An 18,262-nucleotide genomic window follows, 5' to 3' on the forward strand; every position below is an offset into this window, starting at 1 on the left:
ATGGCGAGGGCCCGGGCACGGATCGCGGCGCTCCTCCTCGCACTCGGCCTGTTGGCCGGGGCCACCATCTCCTGGCCGCTGGTCGGGGCGACACCCGCGTACGCCGCCGCGCCCACCGCCCAGGCCCGGGCCGAGCTGTGCAGCACCAAGCAGTGGCAGGCCGACTTCCGCTCCTGCGTCGCCAAGCTCAAGGCGGTCAGCGAGGACCAGGTCGAGTGCCGCAACGCGCCGGTGCCCGGGGCGCCGGACTCCGGCCTGGCCGGCTGGTTCGCCTCCCGTCCCGACTCCGCCAAGCAGCCCGGTCCCAAGGGCCTCTACAGCGACTACGGGTACGCCGGATACAGCTACACGACGTACGACGTCGACGGCGGCTGCGCCTCCTCGGTGCTGCATCCGGACTACCGCTTCACCACCATGGTCGCCAACGGCGAGTTCATGTTCGCCAACGCGATCATCGGGGCGTCCAACGCGCTGCGAGAGCGCGCCTGGGACCCGCGGACGATGTGGCGCTGGGCCGACCCGCTGGTGGAGCAGGCCACCAAGGCCGTCTACCAGAAGGTGTTCAGCGTCTTCGGCATCATCACCATCTGCGTGGTCGGCCTCTACCTGCTGTGGCGCTCCCGCCAGTCGGACATGAGCAACGCCATGACCACGGCCGGCTGGGCGATCCTGGTGATGGTGGCGGTGACCGCCCTGGCCGCCTGGCCGGTCAAGTCGGCGAACATCGCCGACAGCACCCTGATCACCACCCTCGGCGTGGTGCACGACGCGGTCGGCCCGGCGTCCAAGGACATCCCTCCGGACAAGTGCGCCCTGCCGAACCCGAACGCCTGTGTCGACAAGCGTCCGCCGGCCGTGCGGGCCAGCGACACGGCGACCGAGACGATGCTCTACCGCAACTGGTTGCGGGGAGTGCTCGGCTCGGCCGACAGCGAGACCGCCAAGAAGTACGGCCCGGCGCTCTATGACGCCAAGTCGTTGACCTGGGATGAAGCCGAGTCGATCCGCGCGAATCCCGCAACCCGTGATGTGGTCATCAAGGCGAAGCAGCAGCAGTGGGCCCGGGTGGCCGAGCAGATCAAGTCGGAGGACCCGGAGGCGTACGAGTACCTCCAGGGCGTCCGGGACATGGACCGGATCGGGGCCGGGTTCATCGCGGTGCTGGCCTCGCTGCTCTTCGCGATGTTCGACCTGACCGCCTCGGTGCTGGTGCTGCTCGGCTTCCTGATCTTCCGGTGGGCGGTGATCGCCGCGCCGATCCTGGGCACGGTCGGGCTCATGCGCCCGGCGAGCGCCGGCCTGCGGCGCCTGGCCAACGCCGTGGTCGCCGCGGTGTTCAACATCGCCATCTTCGGCACCGGCGCGGCCATCTACCTGTTCGCCGTCGATCTGATCATGAATACGCCCACCCTGCCCGGCTGGCTCCAGGTGGTCCTGGTCTGGCTCTGCGGCGTGGTGGGCTGGCTGCTGCTCCGCCCGTACCGGCGGATCACGCAGCTCGGCGGCAAGGACAGCAGCGAGGCGGTCAGCTCGGCCGGGTCCTGGCACCGGCGGTTCTTCCGCGACATGCGCATCGCGGCCCGCCTCGACGTGGCCGAGCCCGGTGGCACCGCCGAGCCGGCGATGGGCCGGCGGCGCGCCGTGACGGCCGACCAGCGCAGCCTGCGGCCGGAGGCCCGGCACGAGGACCCGGCGCACACGGTCAGGGTGGTCGAACGGGAACGGCCCGACGGGCGGGACGGGCCCGAGGACGCCCCGCCGGCCGAGCGCGGCTCGGGCCGCACGGCCGCACCCCGGCAGCGCCGCGGGCCGGCGGGCTGGACCGGGCCGGACGTACCCGAGGAGGCGCCCTCCTTCGCCGTCTACCGGCCGGACTCGGCCGAACGCACCCCGGCGCCGAAGCCGGCGCCGCGGATCCGCTCCGAGGCACGGTGAGACCGGTGCGACGGGCACTGGAATTCCTCGTCACCCGGATCCTGCGGTCCCGGCTCGGCGTCGCGCTGGTGATCGCCGTCCTGGTCTTCGGCGTGATCGGCGCGGCCCGGCTGGTCTCCGGCCCGGTCGACCCGACCCTCGGTCTGAGCGCCCGCCCGAGCCAGCCGATCAGCACGGTGGACCCGCACGCCGGTGACGACGGGGTCCTGGCGAGCCCGCCCGCGGCGGTCTCGCCGAAGACCCGACCAGGCGAGGCCACCCCGGAGCAGACCGCGAGCCGGTTCACCACCGCGTGGCTGACCGGTCCGGGCAGCAGCGGCGAGGCGTGGCAGTCGCGCCTGCGGCCGCTCTCCACGCCCGCCCTCCTCGACAAGCTGACCGGCGCCGACCCGGAGAGCGTGCCCGCCAGCCGGGTGGCCGGCGCGGTCACCCTCCGGCCCCGGACGGAGTCCTTCGTGGAGGCGTCGGTCCCCCTCGACGACGGCCGGCTCCGGCTCGAACTGGTGGCCACCGACGGCCGGTGGCTCGTGGACGCGGTCGACTGGGAGCGGCAGTGAACGCCACGCCGGGCGTCGCCGCGCCGGTCCGCCGCAAGCTGCGGGTCGGCGTGCTGCTCACCGCGGTCACCACGGTGCTCACCCTGCTCTGCTGCGTCGGCGGCGCGGGCGCGTTCCTCCTCACCGAACTCGGCGGCGACCAGAAGGACGGGGTGCTCGCCGGCCTGAACTGCGACCCGGCCTACCAGGTCAACCTCACCGGGGACATGCCGCGCTTCACCGAGTACGGCGACGCCCAGCTCCGCAACGCCGCCGTCATCATCAAGGTCGGCCAGGACATGAAGGTGCCCGCCCGCGGCTGGGTGATCGCGCTGGCCACCGCCATGCAGGAATCCGCGCTGCGTAATCTCGCCAACAGCACGGTTCCGGCGTCGCTGGCCCTGCCGCACGAGGGCGTCGGCGCCGACCACGACTCACTGGGCCTGTTCCAGCAGCGGCCCGGCTGGGGCAGCGTCGAACAGCGGATGACGCCCTCGTACACGGCGCGGAAGTTCTACGAGAAGATGGTCAAGGTGCGGAACTGGCAGGACCGCCCGCTGACCGTGGTGGCGCAGCGGGTGCAGGTCAGCGCCTTCCCGGACGCCTACGCCAAACACGAGGACCTAGCGGGCCGGATCGTGGACGCGCTCGCCGGCGGGGCCGCCCGGACCGTCGAGATCGCCGGCAAGGCGGTCTGCGACGCCGCCGCCGGCGCCCGGATCGCCGCCTCCGGCTGGACCGCGCCGCTGCCCGGCGGCGTGGTCTCCGGCTTCCGCACCACCCAGCGGCCCAGCCACAACGGGGTCGACCTCGCCGCGGACAAGCGCACCGAAATCCACGCCGCCTCCGCGGGCCGCGTGCTGGTGGCCCGCTGCGACCCCGACCACTCCGGGAAGCGCGACTGCGACCGCGACGGTTGGCCGGGTAAGGGCGGCTGCGGCTGGTTCGTGGACATCCTGCACGCCGGTGGTTACGTCACCCGCTACTGCCACATGATCGAGCGCCCCCGGGTGGTCCCGGGCCAGAGCGTGGAGGCCGGCGAGGTGATCGGGCTCTCCGGCACCAGCGGCAACTCCTCCGGCCCGCACCTGCACTTCGAGGTGCATGTGGACAGCGACCGGTCGAGCCGGGGTGCGATCAATCCGGTGCCGTTCATGCGCGAGCGTGGCGCACCGGTGGACGGGACCTCGTGAGGCGCACCCGCACATGAGCAACCCGCTGCCCGACCCCTTCGCGGAACGGCCCGACTGGGCCCCGCAGCCGCCCCGCCCGGTCGAGGTCGTCCCGGCCACCGGCCGGATCGAGCTGCGCGGCCGCCGCGTGCTGGTCGGCCTGCCCGGCCTCGGCTGGCGCGGTGACCTGCGCGCCGACGAGCGGGTCGTGCAGGGCAGCCGGACCTACGTGCCGGTCATCCCCGAACACGAGTGGTACCGCGCCGAGTCCGAGCAGGTGGAGGTCTTCGCACCGCTGGTCCCGGTGGAGCGGGTCTGGGTGGAGACCGTCGGCGAGCGGCGACCGCCGGCCGAGTCGGGCATCCGGCTGGTCTCGCTCGACGTGCCCACCCGGCGCCCGCCGACTCCGGTGTTCGAGGCGGACGCGGTCACGGGTCGGCGCGTGGTGCACGTTGCCGGGTCCACCGAGCAGCGCGACCTGCGCGCGGTCACCGAGACCTACTCCGGCGCGGACGGGGACATCTGCGTCCGGGTGGCCCCGGAACTGGAGTGGTACCGGTGGGCCTGGCGCGGCCAGGCACCCACCACGTTGGAGGTGCCGGTGCACCTACTCTGGCTGGAATAGGTGCCTCAGCCGATGCGCTCGGCCGCGCAGACGCCCCAGCCGTCGCTTCGCCTGGTCTTGAACCGCCAGGCCTGCCGATCACTCTGGGAGATCCCATCGACGTAGGCCGAGATTATGAGGTCGACTCGAACAAGGGCTTCATCACCAGACTTCTCGGTGCTCAACGCGCCCCAGCTCACCGAGATCGTCGTGTCGAATCTCTTCTCGCGCGCTACTAAATCATCCCGCACTGCCCGCAAGCCGTCGAAATCGGTCGGACCCTCGCAAGTGAACTCCTGCGCCTTCGTGTCGTTGCGGTCCGCCATGAATGCCTGGATGTAGTTGGCCACCACCACGTCCGGGGCGCTGCGGTCGGGCGCGGTGGCGCGGTCGTACAGCACGAACCCGACGATGCCGCCGCCCGCACAGACCAGGGCCAGCACCCCGGCGACCACGGCGAGCACGGTCCGCAGCCGCCGCCTGGGCGGCGCCGGCGCCGGAGCGGGCGCGAGCGGCGCCGACTGCTCCGGCGGGGTCCGCTGCGCCGGTACGCGGGAGACCTGGGAACCGGCGGGGGGCTGCACTGATTCCACCTCCTGAGGCTATCGGCTGCGCGCCGCGTACCCAATGCCTCGGAACTGGCGGATCTGCGGCATAGTTCGGCCTCCGCGCCGTCGGCGGCGCTCCGTCCGGATGAGGGCCGTGCCGATCCGCCCCGGGTGAGGCTGCTCACCGCGGAGCCGAGCACCGCGCCGACCGACATCCCGGAGGACGGCCGCCGGCTGGGATACCGTCACCACCGGGGAGGAGATGTCGGCCTCGGGAAGAGAGGTGGACGGGTGGCGAGTCCGAAGGCGCGCGCCGGCCGGGCCGCCGCGCTGCACCGCAGGGCCGAGGCCACCGCGACCGCGGCGGCCGGGATCCTCGACGAGATCCGTCCCGCCCCCGCCGACCACCACCGGCAGTACGAGCTGGCCGAGCGGCTCCGCGCCGCGGCGGCGGTCGCCGCGCCGGGCTGGGCCGGCGACTCGCTGGAGGCGCTGACCCCGGCGGCGCCGCCCGGGGACGGTCCGCCCGCCTTCGTCCGGGTGGGCACCGCCGCGCCGCTGGACGACGCCCGGTTCCCCGCGCTGGTGCCGCTGCTCGGCAGTGGACATCTGAGCATCGACGCGGACGCCGCCGACCCGCGGGTGGCCGGGCTGCTCCGGGCCCTGCTGCTGCGGCTGTTCGCGGCCGGTCCGGCCGGCGCCCTGCTGGCCCGCGCGGTCGACGGCGCACGGGGTGACACCTTCGCCGGTTACGCGGCGCTGGCCGACGCGGGCCTGCTGCCGCCGCCCGCCACCGACCTGCCCGGGCTCCGGGCGGTGCTGGCCGAGGCCGAGCAGTGGGTGGCCGCCGGCACCGCCCGCCAGCGCGGGCACGACCGCACGCTGCTGCTCATGGTGGCCGGCCTGCCCGACGGAGCCGCACCGTCCGATCTCGACCGGCTCGCCGGACTGGCCGCCCAGGGTCCCCGGGCCGGGCTGCACCTCGTGCTGGCCGGCTGGCCCGCCGGGGTGCCGCTGCCGCAGGCCACCCCGCTCGCGGTGCGCACCGCGTACGCGCTGGTCGGGGACCCACCCGCCGCCGGGTTCAGCAGCCCGGGGGCGGAGTCGACGGGCGGGTTGAACTGCCCGGTCTTCCTCGACGAGGATCCGCCCGCCGAGCTGGTCGCCGGGGTGTGCCGGCGGCTGGCCCGGCAGATCGAGGACGGCTCCCGCCTGGCCCTCACCGACCTGCTGCCCGAGGGTGACCTCTGGGCGGAAGGCTCGGTCGACGGACTCACCACGACGGTCGGTGACGCGGCCGGCCGGCCGGTCAGTCTGGGCTTCACCGAGCTGACCCCGCACTGGCTGGTCAGTGGCCGCTCGCAGGCCGGGCGGTCGGCGTTCCTCACCGACGCGCTCTTCGGCCTGGCGGCCCGCTACGGCCCTGACGAGCTGGTCCTCTACCTGGCCGACGTCGACGACGGCGAGTCGTTCGTGGAGTTCCTCCAGACCGAGCGGGACCGGTCCTGGGTGCCGCAGGTCCGGGCCGCCGGCATGGCCGCCGACCGCGAGTACGTGGCGGACCTGCTCGGCGAGCTGGAGGCCGAGCTGCACCGCCGGGAGGAGGCGGCCCGGCGGGCCGGCGGGCAGCGCTACGCCGAGCTGCGCCAGCACCAGTCGCTGCCCCGGATCGTCTGTGTGATCGACAACTTCCCGCTGCTGCTGCGCGAGCGGGACCGGCTCGCCGCCGACCTGCTGGCCCGGCTCGACGGGCTGGCCCGCGCCGCCCGGTCGTACGGGATCCACCTGGTCCTGGCCGGCGAGGGCGACCTCAGCATCGGCGGCCCGCGCGACCCGCTGCTCGGCCAGTTCCCGGTCCGGGTGGCGCTGCCGGGCGGTGCGGCCGTCCTGGAGCCGACCAACGACTCGGCCGCCGGCCTGCCGGTGGGCACCGCCGTGGTGAACACGGCCGGCGGGCTGGGCGGGCCGCGGGGCGCGACCCGGGGTCACGAGCGCATGATCCGGTTCCCCGATCCGCACGAGGACCCGGTGGTCCTCGCGGACCTGCGGCACCGGCTCTGGTCGGCCCGGCCCGAGGGGACCGCCCCGCCGGTGGTCTTCGCCGGGTTCGCCCGCCCGCTGCTCGCCAACGATCCCCGGCACCGGGCCGCGCTGGCCGGCCGGGCTCACGCCCCGGCCGCGCTGCTCGGCCGGGCGGTGGACGTCCGGCGCTCCACGGTGGCCGTGCCGCTCGGGCCGGCCGCCGGCCGGAACCTGGCGGTGCTGGGCCGGGACGACGAGGCCGAGCGGCTGCTGGTCACGGCGGTGCGCAGCGCGGCGGCGGCCCACCCCGGCGCGGCGCGGTTCGTGCTGGCGCCGCTGGCCAACGGGTCGGCCGAGCCGGCTGGCGTGCTCGCCGCCGAGCTGGCCGGCCGGCACCGAGTGGAGACGGTGGACGTGACCGGGCTGCGGGCGGCGATGGCAGCCGACGAACCGGGCTACCTGGTGGTGTTCGGGCTGGACGTGCCGGACGCGACCGAACTGCCGCCCGAGCTGCTGCGCGCGCTGCTGCTGGAGGGGCCGCCGGCCGGCCGGCACCTGCTCGGCTGGTGGCGGACGGTGGCGCCGCTGGCCGGGCTGCTCGGTCCGGAGGGCGAGGTGGACAAGCTGACCGCCGTGGTGGTCACCGACGTGCCGGGCGGCCGGCTGGAGCAGCTCTTCGACCGGCCGGTGCTCTGGCGACCCCGGCCGGGCCGGGCGGTGCTCTGGGACGGCCCGGGCGAGCAGGGCACGGTGCTGGTCCCGTTCGGGGAGGACGCCCATGAGTGAGACCGGCACGGCGGTGCCCGCGCCCCGGTCCGGCGGCCCGACTGTCGACCTGGACCCGGCCGGTGCGGCCTGGGCGGACTACGTGGCCGCCGCCCGGCAGCTCGACGGCGTACGCCGGGCCGCGGCGACCGCCGCCGGCGAGCAGGCCCGGTCCGTGGCGGCCGCCCGGGAGGAGCTGACCGCGGTCCGGGAGCGGCTCGCCCCGCAGCAGTCCCGGCTGCGGGAGCTGGGCGTCCCGGCGATCTCGCTGGTGCCGACGCCGCCGGAGGTGTCGGAGGCGGCCCGCCCGATGGCGGCCGGTCCCGCGGCCGTGCTGGCGGCCCTCCGGACGGCCCGGGGCTGGGCGGACGCGGCGGACGACAGCCTCGCCGCGCGGGGCCTGCCCCGGCTGGCGCGCTGGCCGGCGTATCCGCGCAACCTGCTGGTCTACGGGCCGCTGGCGCTGGTGGTGCCGCTCATCCAGCTCACGCTGCTCCTCGTCGCCGGCACCGGCCCGGTGACGGTGGTCGCGCTGGTGGTGGGGCTGCCGCTGCCGGCGGTCGCGTTCATGCTGGGCTGGCTGGCGGTGGGGCGGCTGTTCCGGCCCCGCCCGGCCGACCGGGTGGACCGGACGCCCCGCTTCGGCGCGCTGGTCTGCCTGGTCCCGGCGGTGCTGGCCACGGCCGGCCTGCTGCTGGCCATGCTGGCCGGCTGACTCCGGACACGGAACCGGGCCCCTCCCCTTGGGGAAGGGCCCGGTGTCGGTGCGGTCAGCGCGGGATGATCAGGGCCATCGCCTCGGCGCGCGACTTGGCGTCGTGCTGGAGGGTGCCCCGGACCGCCGAGGTGATCGTCTTGGCGCCGGACTTCTGGATGCCGCGCATCGCCATGCACATGTGCTCGCACTCGAGCACCACCACGACGCCGCGCGGTGCCAGCTTGTTCATGAGCAGATCGGCGATCTGGGAGGTGAGCCGCTCCTGCACCTGCGGGCGCCGGGCGAACACCTCGACGAGCCGGGCCAGCTTGGACAGGCCGGTGATCCGGCCGTCCGGCCCCGGGATGTAGCCGATGTGCGCGCTGCCCCGGAACGGCAGCAGGTGGTGCTCGCAGAGGCTCATCACGTCGATGTCCCGGACGAGCACCAACTCCTCGTGGTTGGCCTCGAAGGTGGTGCTGAGCACCTGCGCCGGGTCCACCCGCAGGCCCGCGAAGAGCTCCGCGTACGCGCGGGCCACCCGGGCCGGCGTCTGCCGGAGGCCGTCCCGCTCGGGGTCCTCACCGACGGCGATCAGGATCTCCCGGACCGCCTTCTCGATGCGGCCCAGGTCGACGCTCTCCTCCACCGGCCGCCCGGTCAGCTTGCCGCTGATCAGGCGCGCGGCGACGTAGTCGAGCGCGTCGTCCCCGTCGGGCTCGGTCGCGGAGACGGCCAGCTCCCGGTCGGGGGAGCTGGCCGTCGGGTCGGTGGTCAGTGGGTACCGTCCGAGTTGTTCGAGGGAGCCCCGCCGACCGAGGCGCCGTCGGCCTGGGCCTGCGCCTTGAGGGTCTCCTTCTCCGCGGGCGTGAGCACGGGCGGCTCGGTGGAGGGCTGACGCTTGCCGAAGCCGTGGTACGGGGCCATCGGCGGGCGCTTCGCCACCCGGGCGCAGATCCGGGCCATGTCGGCCGTGGAGAGGGTCTCCTTCTCCATCAGCTCGAGCACGATGTTGTCCAGGACGTCCCGGTATTCCACCAGGATCTCCCAGGCCTCGTCGTGGGCCAGCTCGATCAGCGCCCGCATCTCGCCGTCGATCTCGGCGGCCACCGCGTCCGAGTAGTCCCGCTCGTGGCCCATGTTCCGGCCGAGGAACGGCTCGTCACCGCTGGTGCCGTACTTGATCGCGCCGAGCTTGGAGCTCATGCCGTACTGCGTGATCATCGCGCGGGCCAGCTGGGTGGCCTTCTCGATGTCGTTGCCGGCACCGGTGGTGGGCTCGTGGAAGACCAGCTCCTCGGCGGCCCGGCCACCCAGCGCGTACGCCAGGGTGTCGATCATCTCGGCCCGGGTCTGGGTGTACTTGTCCTCGGTCGGCAGGACCAGGGTGTGGCCCAGCGACCGGCCCCGGGACAGGATGGTCACCTTGTGCACCGGCGCGGCGTGCGGCAGCGCCCAGGCGACCAGCGCGTGCCCACCCTCGTGGTACGCGGTGATCTTCTTCTCCTGGTCGCTCATCACCCGGGTCCGGCGCTGCGGACCGGCGATCACCCGATCGATCGACTCCTCCAGGGAGTCGTTGGTGATCGCCCGCTGGTCCTTGCGGGCGGTGAGCAGCGCGGACTCGTTGATCACGTTGGCCAGGTCGGCACCGCTGAAGCCGGGGGTGCGCCGCGCGACCGAGTCGAGGTCGACGTCGGGCGTGAACGGCTTGCCCTTGGCGTGCACCCGCAGGATGGCCTTGCGGCCCTCCATGTCGGGGGCGTCGACCGGGATCTGCCGGTCGAAGCGCCCCGGGCGCAGCAGCGCCGGGTCGAGGATGTCCGGCCGGTTGGTGGCGGCGATCAGGATGACCCCGCCCTTGGTGTCGAAGCCGTCCATCTCGACCAGCAGCTGGTTGAGGGTCTGCTCCCGCTCGTCGTGGCCGCCGCCCATGCCGGCGCCGCGGTGCCGGCCGACCGCGTCGATCTCGTCGACGAAGACGATCGCCGGCGCGTTCGACTTGGCCTGCTCGAAGAGGTCGCGGACACGGCTGGCGCCGACACCGACGAACATCTCCACGAAGTCCGAGCCGGAGATGGAGTAGAACGGCACGCCGGCCTCGCCGGCGACCGCGCGGGCGAGCAGGGTCTTACCGGTTCCGGGCGGGCCGAAGAGCAGCACACCCTTCGGGATCTTGGCGCCCAGGGCCTGGTACTTCGCGGGGTTCTGCAGGAAGTCCTTGATCTCGTGCAGTTCCTCGACGGCCTCGTCCGCCCCGGCCACGTCCGCGAAGGTCGTCTTCGGCGTGTCCTTGGTGATCATCTTCGCCTTGGACTTGCCGAAGTTGAGCACCCGCGAGCCGCCGCCCTGCATCTGCGACATGAAGAACAGCAGCAGGAGCACGAGCAGCGCGATGGGCAGGAGGTTGACCAGCAGGCTCACCCAGATGCTGTCCGAGGAGACCTTGGTGTCGGCCGGGCCGGTGACCCGGTTGGCCGCCTTGGCGTCCAGGACCTCGTTCCAGACCTGGCCGCCCACCTCGTAGGGGAACTGAGCCTCGATCCGGTCGGTCGTGGTGTCGCCGAACTTCGTCTTCTGGGCCAGGTCGAGCTGGAGCGTCTGCTCCTTGTCCTGGAAGACCGCCTTGTTGATCTTCGCGGTGTGGAGCTGGTCCAGCGCCACCGACGTGTCCACGCGGTGGTAGCTCGGGCCAGCCGTGAAAAGTTGACTGAGCACAACGGCGCCGAGGATGACCAGGATGATCCAGACCACCGGTCGGCGGAAGAAACGCGTACGTTCCATGCTGTTGTCGGGCACCGAGGCGCCCGCATCCTCCTGATCGACGTCCTGACCGTCTGAATGGTGTCGCCGCCTCGGGCGGCGGCCGCAGCCGCCGTGCGGGCCGGCCCCGACCCCGGGGCGCCTCAACTGCCGCGCCGCGGTCATTCGACGGTACACCGTTCGCGCCAGATGCGAGCTTGCGAGCCCGGCACTTACGCGTACGGCGAACCCGGGTTTGGGCCGGCGTGGCGGGGAGCTCCCCACCCGCCCACCCGACCGCCCGGTCACGCGGTTCGAGGGGTCGGGCATGGAGGGTGCCTCCACGTCACCGGCCTCTACCGTAGACCGGAAGGCTGAGAGCCCGCTGAACGTCGGCTGACGACCAGCCGGGCGCCGGGGTCAGGCGCGGGCGTAGACCTCGGGCTTGAGCACCCCGACGTAGGGCACCTCGCGGTAGCGCTCGCCGAAGTCGAGGCCGTAGCCGACCACGAATTCGGTCGGGATGTCGAAGCCGACGTACTTCACCGGGACCGGCACCTTGACCGCGTCCGGCTTCCGGAACAGGGCGACCACCTCGACGCTTGCCGCGGAGCGCGACTCCAGGTAGCGCAGCAGCCAGGAGAGGGTCAGACCGGAGTCGACGATGTCCTCCACGACCACGACGTGCCGCCCGGCGATGTCCCGGTCCAGGTCCTTGAGGATCCGCACCACGCCCGAGGAGGTGGTGCCCTGCCCGTACGAGGAGATGGCCATGAAGTCCAGCTCGGCGGGCGGGCCCTGGCGGCCCAGCGCGCGGGCGAAATCGGCCATGAACATGACCGCGCCCTTGAGCACGCAGACGAGCAGGAGACCGTCCTCGACGTGGGCGTAGTCCGCCGAGACCTGCTTGGCCAGTTCCGCGGTCTTCTCGCGGATCTGCGCCTCGGAAATGATCACGTGGTCGATGTCGGCGTCGTACCAGGAGCCGTCAGCCATGCTCCTAGCCTGCCGTACGCCGGATGGCCTCCGTCGGCGGGGCCGCCCCTTTTGGCGCGGTCCCGCCGGGGATTGACGGCGCAGATGGAGCAAATCACCTCAGCAGGTGCCGGAGCGCCAGCGACGCCCGTCCTCGGTCGGCTTCCAGTCGGCCGAGTCCCGGGTGTCGGCGGTCAGCCCGACGGCGCTGGCGGCGACGAGGAGGAACAGGAAGAGCAGGAGCAGCAGAACGGTCATGGCGGCGCTCGCTTTCGCGTGGTTGAGGTGGTTTTCGCCGCCGGTGCGCACCGGACACCATCGAGTCTGCGGGTTGCCGCTCCCGCCCGACAGTGGCAGGAATGCCACCGAGCCTCGATTTCCTGCCACCCCTTGGGTTACCCTCGTCACATGCTTCGATCCGTTGCCGTCGTCGCCCTCGAAGAGGTCGCCGCGTTCGAACTCGGTGTCGTCGCGGAGGTGTTCGGCACCGACCGCACGGCCGACGGCTTCCCCGGCTACCGGTTCGACGTCTGCACGGTGGACGGCGGCCCCGTCCGCACCCGGTCCGGCTTCCTGCTCACCCCGACCGCCGACCTGACCCCGGTCGAGGACGCGGACCTGGTGGCCGTCCCCGCCCACGGCGACGGGGCAGGCGCGGTCCCCGAGCCGGTCCTGGCCGCGCTGCGCCGGGCCGCCGACCGCGGCGCCTGGCTGCTCAGCGTCTGCTCCGGGGCGTTCGTGCTCGGTGCGGCGGGCCTGCTCGACGGGCGCGACTGCACCACCCACTGGCGGCACGTCGACGACCTGCAGGAGCGGTTCCCGGCGGCCCGGGTGCACTGCAACTCGCTCTACATCCAGGACGGGCGGCTGCTCACGAGCGCCGGCACCGCCGCCGGCATCGACGCCTGCCTGCACCTGGTCCGCCAGGCGCACGGCTCCGCCACGGCCACGCGGCTGGCCCGCCGGATGGTCGTCCCGCCGCACCGCGACGGCGGCCAGGCCCAGTACGTCGAGGCGCCCATCCCGAAGGCGCCCGAGGCGCCCACCCTGGAGCCGGTGCTGGAGTGGCTGATGGGGCACCTGGACCGGACGGTGACCGTGGACGAACTGGCCGCCCGGGCCGGCATGGCGCCCCGCACCTTCGCCCGCCGCTTCCGCGCCGAGACCGGCACGACGCCGCACGACTGGCTGACCAACCAGCGGGTGCTGCTCGCGCGGCGGCTGCTGGAGGAGACCCGGCTGAGCGTGGAGAGCGTCGCCGACCAGGCCGGGTTCGGCGACGCGGCGGCGCTGCGGCACCACTTCACCCGCCGGGTCGGCACCACCCCGCTCGCCTACCGGACCACGTTCCGGGAACGGGTGGGCGCCTGATCACCGCCCGGCATCGCGCCGTCGACCCCGGACCCGACCCGGCCGTGCAGTGGGGCCACGCCGGAGGGGTCAGGTGGTGAGGCGGCCGGCCTCGCGGCGCACCGGGAGGCCGCCGGGCAGGTGAGCCGGGCCCTGCCCGTGCCAGTCCGTGACGAGGGCGTCCAGCGCCGCGACGTGCCGGTGCGACAGGGCGGCCGGCGAGGCGCCCAGCTCCCGGGCCCAGGCGTGCAGCACCCGGGTGCGTACCGCCGCCGGCAGCGCGACCAGGGCGTCGACCGAGAGCCCGCCCCCGGCCGCCCGGGCCTCGGCGAGCGCGGCGGCGGCGAGGTCGTCCAGCGCCGCGGTGTCGGCGGCCAGCAGGCGGGCGGTCCGGGCCAGGTTGCCCACCACCCCGGGGCCGAGCGCCCGGACCAGTGCGGGCAGCACGTCGGCGCGGACCCGCGAGCGGGCATACGCGGGGTCGGCGTTGTGCGGGTCCGCCCAGGGCGTGAGCCCCAGCGCGGCGCACGCCGCCCGGGTGTCGTCGCGGGGGACGTCGAGCAGCGGGCGCAGCAACGGCACCCCGTCCCACTCGCGGCGGGGCGGCATGCCGGACAGGCCGCGCGGGCCGGCGCCCCGGGCCAGCGCGAGCAGCACCGTCTCGGCCTGGTCGTCCCGGGTGTGCCCGAGCAGCACCCCGGCCGCGCCGTGCTTGCCGGCGCTGGCGAGCAGGGCGGCGTACCGGGCTTCCCGGGCAGCCGCCTCCGGACCGCCGGGCCGGCCGGCGACGCGCACCGGAACCACCTCGACGGGGTCGAGACCGGCCTCGCGCGCCCAGCGGGCCACCCTCTCGGCGCGCTCGGCCGAGCCGGGTTGCAGGCCGTGGTCGACAGTCACCAGGCCGGCCCGGCGGCCGAGACGGGGCGCCACGAAGGCGGTGGCGGCGGCCAGGGCCACCGAGTCGGCGCCGCCGGAGCAGGCGACCAGCACCGGCCCGGGCCCGGGCAGCCCGGTCAGCGCCCGGCGTACGGCGAGCCGGACGGCGGCGACCGGCGGGGCGACAGCCAACTCAGCCGGCGACTGGCGGGATGGTCGCCGCACCGCCGTGCACCCGGGCCACCCAGGCGTCCGGGTCGCCCAGCTCGTCGAGCCGGGGCAGGGTCAGCGGCGAGGAGAAGATCCTGTTGAAGCCGGCCATGCCGACCCGGTCCACCACCCCGTGCACGAACTTGCGGCCCTCCGCGTACTGGCGCATCTTGACCTCGATGCCGAGCACCCGGCGGATCGCCTTCTCCAGCGCGTTGCCGGACTCCCGGCGGCGGTTGAACGCCGCCCGGATCGACTCGACGCTGGGGATGACCTGCGGGCCGACACCGTCCATGACGAACTCGGCGTGCCCCTCCAGCAGGGTCATGAGCGCGGTGAGCCGGTCCAGCACGGCCCGCTGCGCGGGCGTCTGCACGATGTCCAGCACGCTGGCCCGGCTGTCCGGATCCTTCACGGCGTCGGACAGCGTGGCCACCGCGCGGCGCAGCCGCTCCAGGAGGTGCTCGCCGCCCTGCGACGCGTCCACGAACGCCTGCACCTCGCTGAGGAAGTACGCCCGCATCCACGGCACGGCGGTGAACTGGGTCCGGTGGGTCACCTCGTGCAGGCAGACCCATAGCCGGAAGTCGCGCGGGTCGGCTCCCAGCTTCCGTTCCACGTCGACGATGTTCGGGGCGACCAGCAGCAGCTGGCCGGGGTCACCGGCGAAGACCTCGTACTGGCCGAGCACCCGACCGGACAGGTACGCCAGCACCGTGCCGGCCTGCACCCCGGTGAGCCGGGAACCGATCGCCTCGGTGAGCGGGCCGGGGCGCTTGTCGCCGGAGAGCCGGTCCACCAGCGGGGTGATCACCTCGCGGAGGCCGGCGATGTTGGCGGCCGCCCAGTCCCGGCGGTCGACCACGCGGACCGGTGGGTGGGCGACCTGGGGGCGCAGGCCCGTGTAGTCGGCCACGTGACCGGCGGCCTCCTCGGTCAGCCGGCGCAGCTCGCCCACCACGTCGGTGGCCTCGGCGTACGACACCCGGGGGCCCGACTTGCCCAGCGCCCCCGCGGTCGCGGCGGCCAGATCCCAGTCCACGAACTGCGCCATGAACCCACCGTACCCGCGCCGCGACACCCCCACCCGGGCTCACGAGCGCCGATCGACGCCCGCCCGTACCGGGCGGAACGGTCAGCGGCAGCCGCAGCCGGCCAGCGTCGAGGAGATCCGGTCGAGGGCCTGACGGGTCTCGTCGAGGGTGTCCGGGGTGCGGTCGGTGAGGACGGCGAAGGTGAGCAGCCGGCCGTCGGCCGTGGTGACCAGCCCGGCGATGGCGTTCACCCCGCTGAGCGTCCCGGTCTTCGCCCGGACCACGCCCGCACCGGCCTTCGTCACCGCCGCCTGGTAGCGCTCGTCCAGGGTGCCCGACCAGCCGCCCACCGGCAGACCGCCGAAGATCGCGGCCAGGTCGGGATGGCTGCCGTTGCCGGCGAGGGTGATCAGGTCGGTGAGCAGCGACGGGCTGATCCGGTTCGTGCGGGACAGCCCGCTGCCGTCGGCCAGGCTGATCTCGTCGGCCGGCAGCCCCAGCTCGCCGAGCACCTGGTCGGTGGCGGCCGCGCCGCCGGCGAACGAGCCCGGCTTGCCCTTGGCGAGCGCGACCTGGCGGGCCATGGCCTCGGCGATCACGTTGTCGCTGTCACTGATCATGATGTCGACCAGGCGGACCATCGGCAGCGACTGGACCTTGCCCAGCTCGGCGCCGGGAGCGGGCGTCCCGGCCGCCGTCTCGCCGGAGGCGGCGGGCGCGGTGCCCCGCTTCACCTCGGCGGCGGCGCCGGAGAGCCCGAGGAGCTTGGCGAACTGCCGTCCGGCCGTCAGGTCCGGCTGGGGCACCCGCTCGGCGGCGTGGTTGGTGGCCTCGGCCGTGCGCCGGGCCTCCGCCGCGTCCCGCCGCGCGCCGTCGGTCATCAGCGCGGTGATCGCGGCGCCGAACCCGCCGGTGGGGATGTCGGAGTCCCAGCCGGGCTCGTACACGGGGCCGCTGAACAGGGACGAGTCGACGGTGACCTTGGTCGGGGCGGTGCCGCCGAGCGCCTTGCGCACCTGGGCGGCGAGGTCGTCCAGCCGGGCCGCGCCGGGATAGAAGCCGTTCTTGTCGACCGCGAGGGTCGGGTCGCCGCCGCCCACCAGGACCACCTCGCCGGGGGTGGGCCCGGCGACGGCGCGGGTGGGGATCCGGTACGCCGGGCCGCGGGCCGCCAGCACGGCGACGCCGGTCGCCAGCTTGGTCACCGACGCGGGCACGGTCGGGCTGTCCTGCCCGCTGCCGTAGAGCGCCTGGCCGGTCGCCACGTCGGCCACCGAGACGTTCACCCGGTCGCCGAGCGCGGCGGCGCGGACCAGGGGTTCGAGCGCGGCGCGTACCCCGTCGGGGGTGGGCAGCGGCGCGTTGCCGTCCGCGCCGGCCAGCACGGCGGGCGGGGCCGGCTCGGGCGACTGCGCGGCGGCGGTCGGCGAGTCCCCGCCCAGCCAGCCGGCCAGCGGGCCGGGGCGGACCACGGCCAGCCCGACCGCGGCCAGGGCGACGATCAGCACGCTGGCCAGCACCGCGGCCAGCCGGAGGCGGCGCGGGCGCGGAGGCGGGGGCGACGGCGGAGGAGGGGCGGCCCCGACCGGGGGCACCGGCGGGCTCACCGGGATGCCGCCGGGCGCGTCGTACCCGGGCCAGCTCACCGGTGCGGCGGGACCCGGGCCGTGGCCCCGTGGGTCGGCCTGCCCATATTCGCGTGGTGCGGCCTGCCCGTATTCGCGCGGGGCGGCCTGCCCGTAGTCCTGCGGTGCGGCCCGGCCGTAGTCCCGTGGAGCGGCCTGGCCGTACTGCCGGGGATCGGCGTGGCCGTGATCCCGTGACGCGGCGCCGTACTGCCGGGGATCGGCGTGGCCGTGATCCCGTGACGCGGCGCCGTACTGCCGGGGGTCGGCATGGCCGTGGTCCCGCGGGCCGGGGCGGCCGTACTCCCCGGGGTTGGCGCGGCCCACCGGAGCGGACCCGGCGGCCGGCCCGGGGCGGTGGGCGGGGTTGGTGCCGGGGATCGAGACGCGGCCGGTGGCCCCGCCGGAGGCGGGACCCGCGGATCCGCGCCCGTCAACTCCCTCGGGGCGGTAGTGTGAATCTTCCCTCCCCACGACCCCCTCCTCCCCCGCTCAAAAGCGCCTTGGGTGACACTACTTCGGTCCGAACACTATGCGGCGGCCGGAGCCGGCGGGGAGCGTTCACCCCGTCCGGTGGGCGGCGCCACTGGTTTCCGTCAGCCAGCGTGGGCAAACGAGGGAGCGTGGGAGATGGATTTCGACGTCACGGTTGAGATCCCGAAGGGTCACCGCAACAAGTACGAGGTGGACCACGCGACCGGCCGGATCCGGCTGGACCGCACCCTCTTCACCTCCACGCAGTACCCGGCCGACTACGGCTTCATCGAGGGCACCCTGGGCGAGGACGGCGACCCGCTGGACGCGCTCGTGCTGGTCCCCGAGCCCACCTTCCCGGGCTGCCTGATCCGCTGCCGCACCATCGGCATGTTCCGGATGACGGACGAGAAGGGCGGCGACGACAAGGTCCTCTGCGTGCCCTACGAGGACCCGCGCCAGGAGCACCTGCGGGACATCCACCACCTGGGCGAGTTCGACCGGCTGGAGATCCAGCACTTCTTCGAGGTCTACAAGGACCTGGAGCCGGGCAAGTCCGTCGAGGGCGCCACCTGGGTGGGCCGCACCGAGGCCGAGGCCGAGATCGTGGCCTCGTACCAGCGCGCCAAGGAGGCCGCCGAGCGCGGCGAGACCCTGCACTGACCTGATCCACGCCGACGGGCCCGGGCCGCTCCAC

16 protein-coding genes are annotated in these 18,262 nt (G+C 74.5%); 8 read left to right on the top strand and 8 right to left on the bottom strand.

Going from position 1 to position 18,262, the window contains the following annotated elements; genetic code table 11:
- Genes ACZ6PY_RS13345 through ACZ6PY_RS13360 form a run of 4 tightly spaced genes read left to right on the top strand, consistent with a single transcriptional unit; the run spans nt 1 to nt 4,268 of the window.
- Nucleotides 1-1,935: an MFS transporter gene (locus tag ACZ6PY_RS13345; protein ID WP_466071870.1), complete on the top strand. Its 1,935-nt coding sequence runs from the start codon at nt 1-3 to the stop codon at nt 1,933-1,935.
- Nucleotides 1,932-2,492, top strand: coding sequence for a hypothetical protein (locus ACZ6PY_RS13350; RefSeq protein WP_466071872.1), 561 nt, complete (start codon nt 1,932-1,934; stop codon nt 2,490-2,492). The genes ACZ6PY_RS13345 and ACZ6PY_RS13350 overlap by 4 nt, the downstream gene beginning before the upstream one ends.
- A complete protein-coding gene (locus tag ACZ6PY_RS13355) occupies nt 2,489-3,664 on the top strand; it encodes a M23 family metallopeptidase (protein WP_466071874.1) in 1,176 nt (391 codons plus the stop codon). The genes ACZ6PY_RS13350 and ACZ6PY_RS13355 overlap by 4 nt, the downstream gene beginning before the upstream one ends.
- Nucleotides 3,665-3,677: 13 nt before the next feature.
- The gene (locus tag ACZ6PY_RS13360) at nt 3,678-4,268 is read left to right on the top strand and encodes a hypothetical protein (RefSeq protein ID WP_466071876.1); all 591 of its coding nucleotides are present in this window, start codon (nt 3,678-3,680) and stop codon (nt 4,266-4,268) included.
- 5 nt (nt 4,269-4,273) lie between these two features.
- Here ACZ6PY_RS13360 and ACZ6PY_RS13365 read toward each other — a convergent pair whose 3' ends face one another.
- Entirely contained in the window at nt 4,274-4,831 is a 558-nt protein-coding gene (locus ACZ6PY_RS13365) for a hypothetical protein (protein WP_466072081.1), read from the bottom strand.
- A gap of 255 nt (nt 4,832-5,086) precedes the next feature.
- Between ACZ6PY_RS13365 and ACZ6PY_RS13370 the strand changes: the two genes are divergently transcribed.
- The gene (locus ACZ6PY_RS13370; RefSeq protein ID WP_466071878.1) at nt 5,087-7,603 is read left to right on the top strand and encodes an FtsK/SpoIIIE domain-containing protein; all 2,517 of its coding nucleotides are present in this window, start codon (nt 5,087-5,089) and stop codon (nt 7,601-7,603) included.
- Complete coding sequence (locus tag ACZ6PY_RS13375) at nt 7,596-8,297, top strand: hypothetical protein (RefSeq protein WP_466071880.1); 702 nt, start codon at nt 7,596-7,598, stop codon at nt 8,295-8,297. Before ACZ6PY_RS13370 ends, ACZ6PY_RS13375 begins: the two co-directional genes overlap by 8 nt.
- Nucleotides 8,298-8,352: 55 nt before the next feature.
- Here the strand turns inward: ACZ6PY_RS13375 and folE are convergent, their stop codons facing one another.
- The 4 genes from folE to ACZ6PY_RS13395 form a co-directional block, all read right to left on the bottom strand.
- Nucleotides 8,353-9,018, bottom strand: a complete 666-nt coding sequence (gene folE, locus ACZ6PY_RS13380; protein WP_466072083.1) for a GTP cyclohydrolase I FolE — start codon at nt 9,016-9,018, stop codon at nt 8,353-8,355.
- Nucleotides 9,019-9,053: 35 nt separating this feature from the next.
- On the bottom strand, nt 9,054-11,063 hold the full coding sequence (ftsH, locus tag ACZ6PY_RS13385; RefSeq protein ID WP_262282690.1) for an ATP-dependent zinc metalloprotease FtsH: 2,010 nt from the start codon (nt 11,061-11,063) through the stop codon (nt 9,054-9,056).
- A gap of 378 nt (nt 11,064-11,441) precedes the next feature.
- Nucleotides 11,442-12,017 (bottom strand): hypoxanthine phosphoribosyltransferase, encoded by a 576-nt coding sequence (gene hpt, locus ACZ6PY_RS13390; RefSeq protein ID WP_262282689.1) that lies wholly within the window; start codon nt 12,015-12,017, stop codon nt 11,442-11,444.
- Between the two features lie 99 nt (nt 12,018-12,116).
- The gene (locus ACZ6PY_RS13395) at nt 12,117-12,254 is read right to left on the bottom strand and encodes a hypothetical protein (RefSeq protein WP_466071881.1); all 138 of its coding nucleotides are present in this window, start codon (nt 12,252-12,254) and stop codon (nt 12,117-12,119) included.
- A gap of 150 nt (nt 12,255-12,404) precedes the next feature.
- On the opposite strand from ACZ6PY_RS13395, the gene ACZ6PY_RS13400 reads away from it, so the two are divergent.
- A complete protein-coding gene (locus ACZ6PY_RS13400) occupies nt 12,405-13,367 on the top strand; it encodes a GlxA family transcriptional regulator (RefSeq protein WP_466071883.1) in 963 nt (320 codons plus the stop codon).
- Nucleotides 13,368-13,436: 69 nt separating this feature from the next.
- On the opposite strand, the gene tilS is transcribed toward ACZ6PY_RS13400, so the two are convergent.
- The 3 genes from tilS to dacB all read right to left on the bottom strand — a co-directional run bounded on the left by tilS (nt 13,437) and on the right by dacB (nt 16,986).
- The gene (gene tilS / locus ACZ6PY_RS13405) at nt 13,437-14,414 is read right to left on the bottom strand and encodes a tRNA lysidine(34) synthetase TilS (RefSeq protein ID WP_466072085.1); all 978 of its coding nucleotides are present in this window, start codon (nt 14,412-14,414) and stop codon (nt 13,437-13,439) included.
- Between the two features lies 1 nt (nt 14,415).
- Entirely contained in the window at nt 14,416-15,486 is a 1,071-nt protein-coding gene (locus ACZ6PY_RS13410) for a zinc-dependent metalloprotease (protein ID WP_466071885.1), read from the bottom strand.
- 81 nt (nt 15,487-15,567) lie between these two features.
- A complete protein-coding gene (gene dacB / locus ACZ6PY_RS13415; protein ID WP_466072087.1) occupies nt 15,568-16,986 on the bottom strand; it encodes a D-alanyl-D-alanine carboxypeptidase/D-alanyl-D-alanine endopeptidase in 1,419 nt (472 codons plus the stop codon).
- A 735-nt stretch (nt 16,987-17,721) separates the two neighbouring features.
- Between dacB and ACZ6PY_RS13420 the strand changes: the two genes are divergently transcribed.
- Nucleotides 17,722-18,228, top strand: a complete 507-nt coding sequence (locus ACZ6PY_RS13420) for an inorganic diphosphatase (protein ID WP_091266984.1) — start codon at nt 17,722-17,724, stop codon at nt 18,226-18,228.
- Nucleotides 18,229-18,262: the final 34 nt, after the last annotated feature.

The organism is Micromonospora sp. NPDC048907, assembly GCF_055586885.1.

What these genes read in the sequence shown, in the direction of transcription:
- ACZ6PY_RS13345 (WP_466071870.1), top strand. Translation starts at nt 1, where the DNA reads ATGGCGAGGGCCCGGGCACGGATCGCGGCGCTCCTCCTCGCACTCGGC.
- ACZ6PY_RS13360 (WP_466071876.1), top strand. Translation starts at nt 3,678, where the DNA reads ATGAGCAACCCGCTGCCCGACCCCTTCGCGGAACGGCCCGACTGGGCC.
- ACZ6PY_RS13375 (WP_466071880.1), top strand. Translation starts at nt 7,596, where the DNA reads ATGAGTGAGACCGGCACGGCGGTGCCCGCGCCCCGGTCCGGCGGCCCG.
- ftsH (WP_262282690.1), bottom strand. Translation starts at nt 11,063, where the DNA reads ATGGAACGTACGCGTTTCTTCCGCCGACCGGTGGTCTGGATCATCCTG.
- hpt (WP_262282689.1), bottom strand. Translation starts at nt 12,017, where the DNA reads ATGGCTGACGGCTCCTGGTACGACGCCGACATCGACCACGTGATCATT.
- ACZ6PY_RS13395 (WP_466071881.1), bottom strand. Translation starts at nt 12,254, where the DNA reads ATGACCGTTCTGCTGCTCCTGCTCTTCCTGTTCCTCCTCGTCGCCGCC.
- ACZ6PY_RS13400 (WP_466071883.1), top strand. Translation starts at nt 12,405, where the DNA reads ATGCTTCGATCCGTTGCCGTCGTCGCCCTCGAAGAGGTCGCCGCGTTC.
- ACZ6PY_RS13410 (WP_466071885.1), bottom strand. Translation starts at nt 15,486, where the DNA reads ATGGCGCAGTTCGTGGACTGGGATCTGGCCGCCGCGACCGCGGGGGCG.
- ACZ6PY_RS13420 (WP_091266984.1), top strand. Translation starts at nt 17,722, where the DNA reads ATGGATTTCGACGTCACGGTTGAGATCCCGAAGGGTCACCGCAACAAG.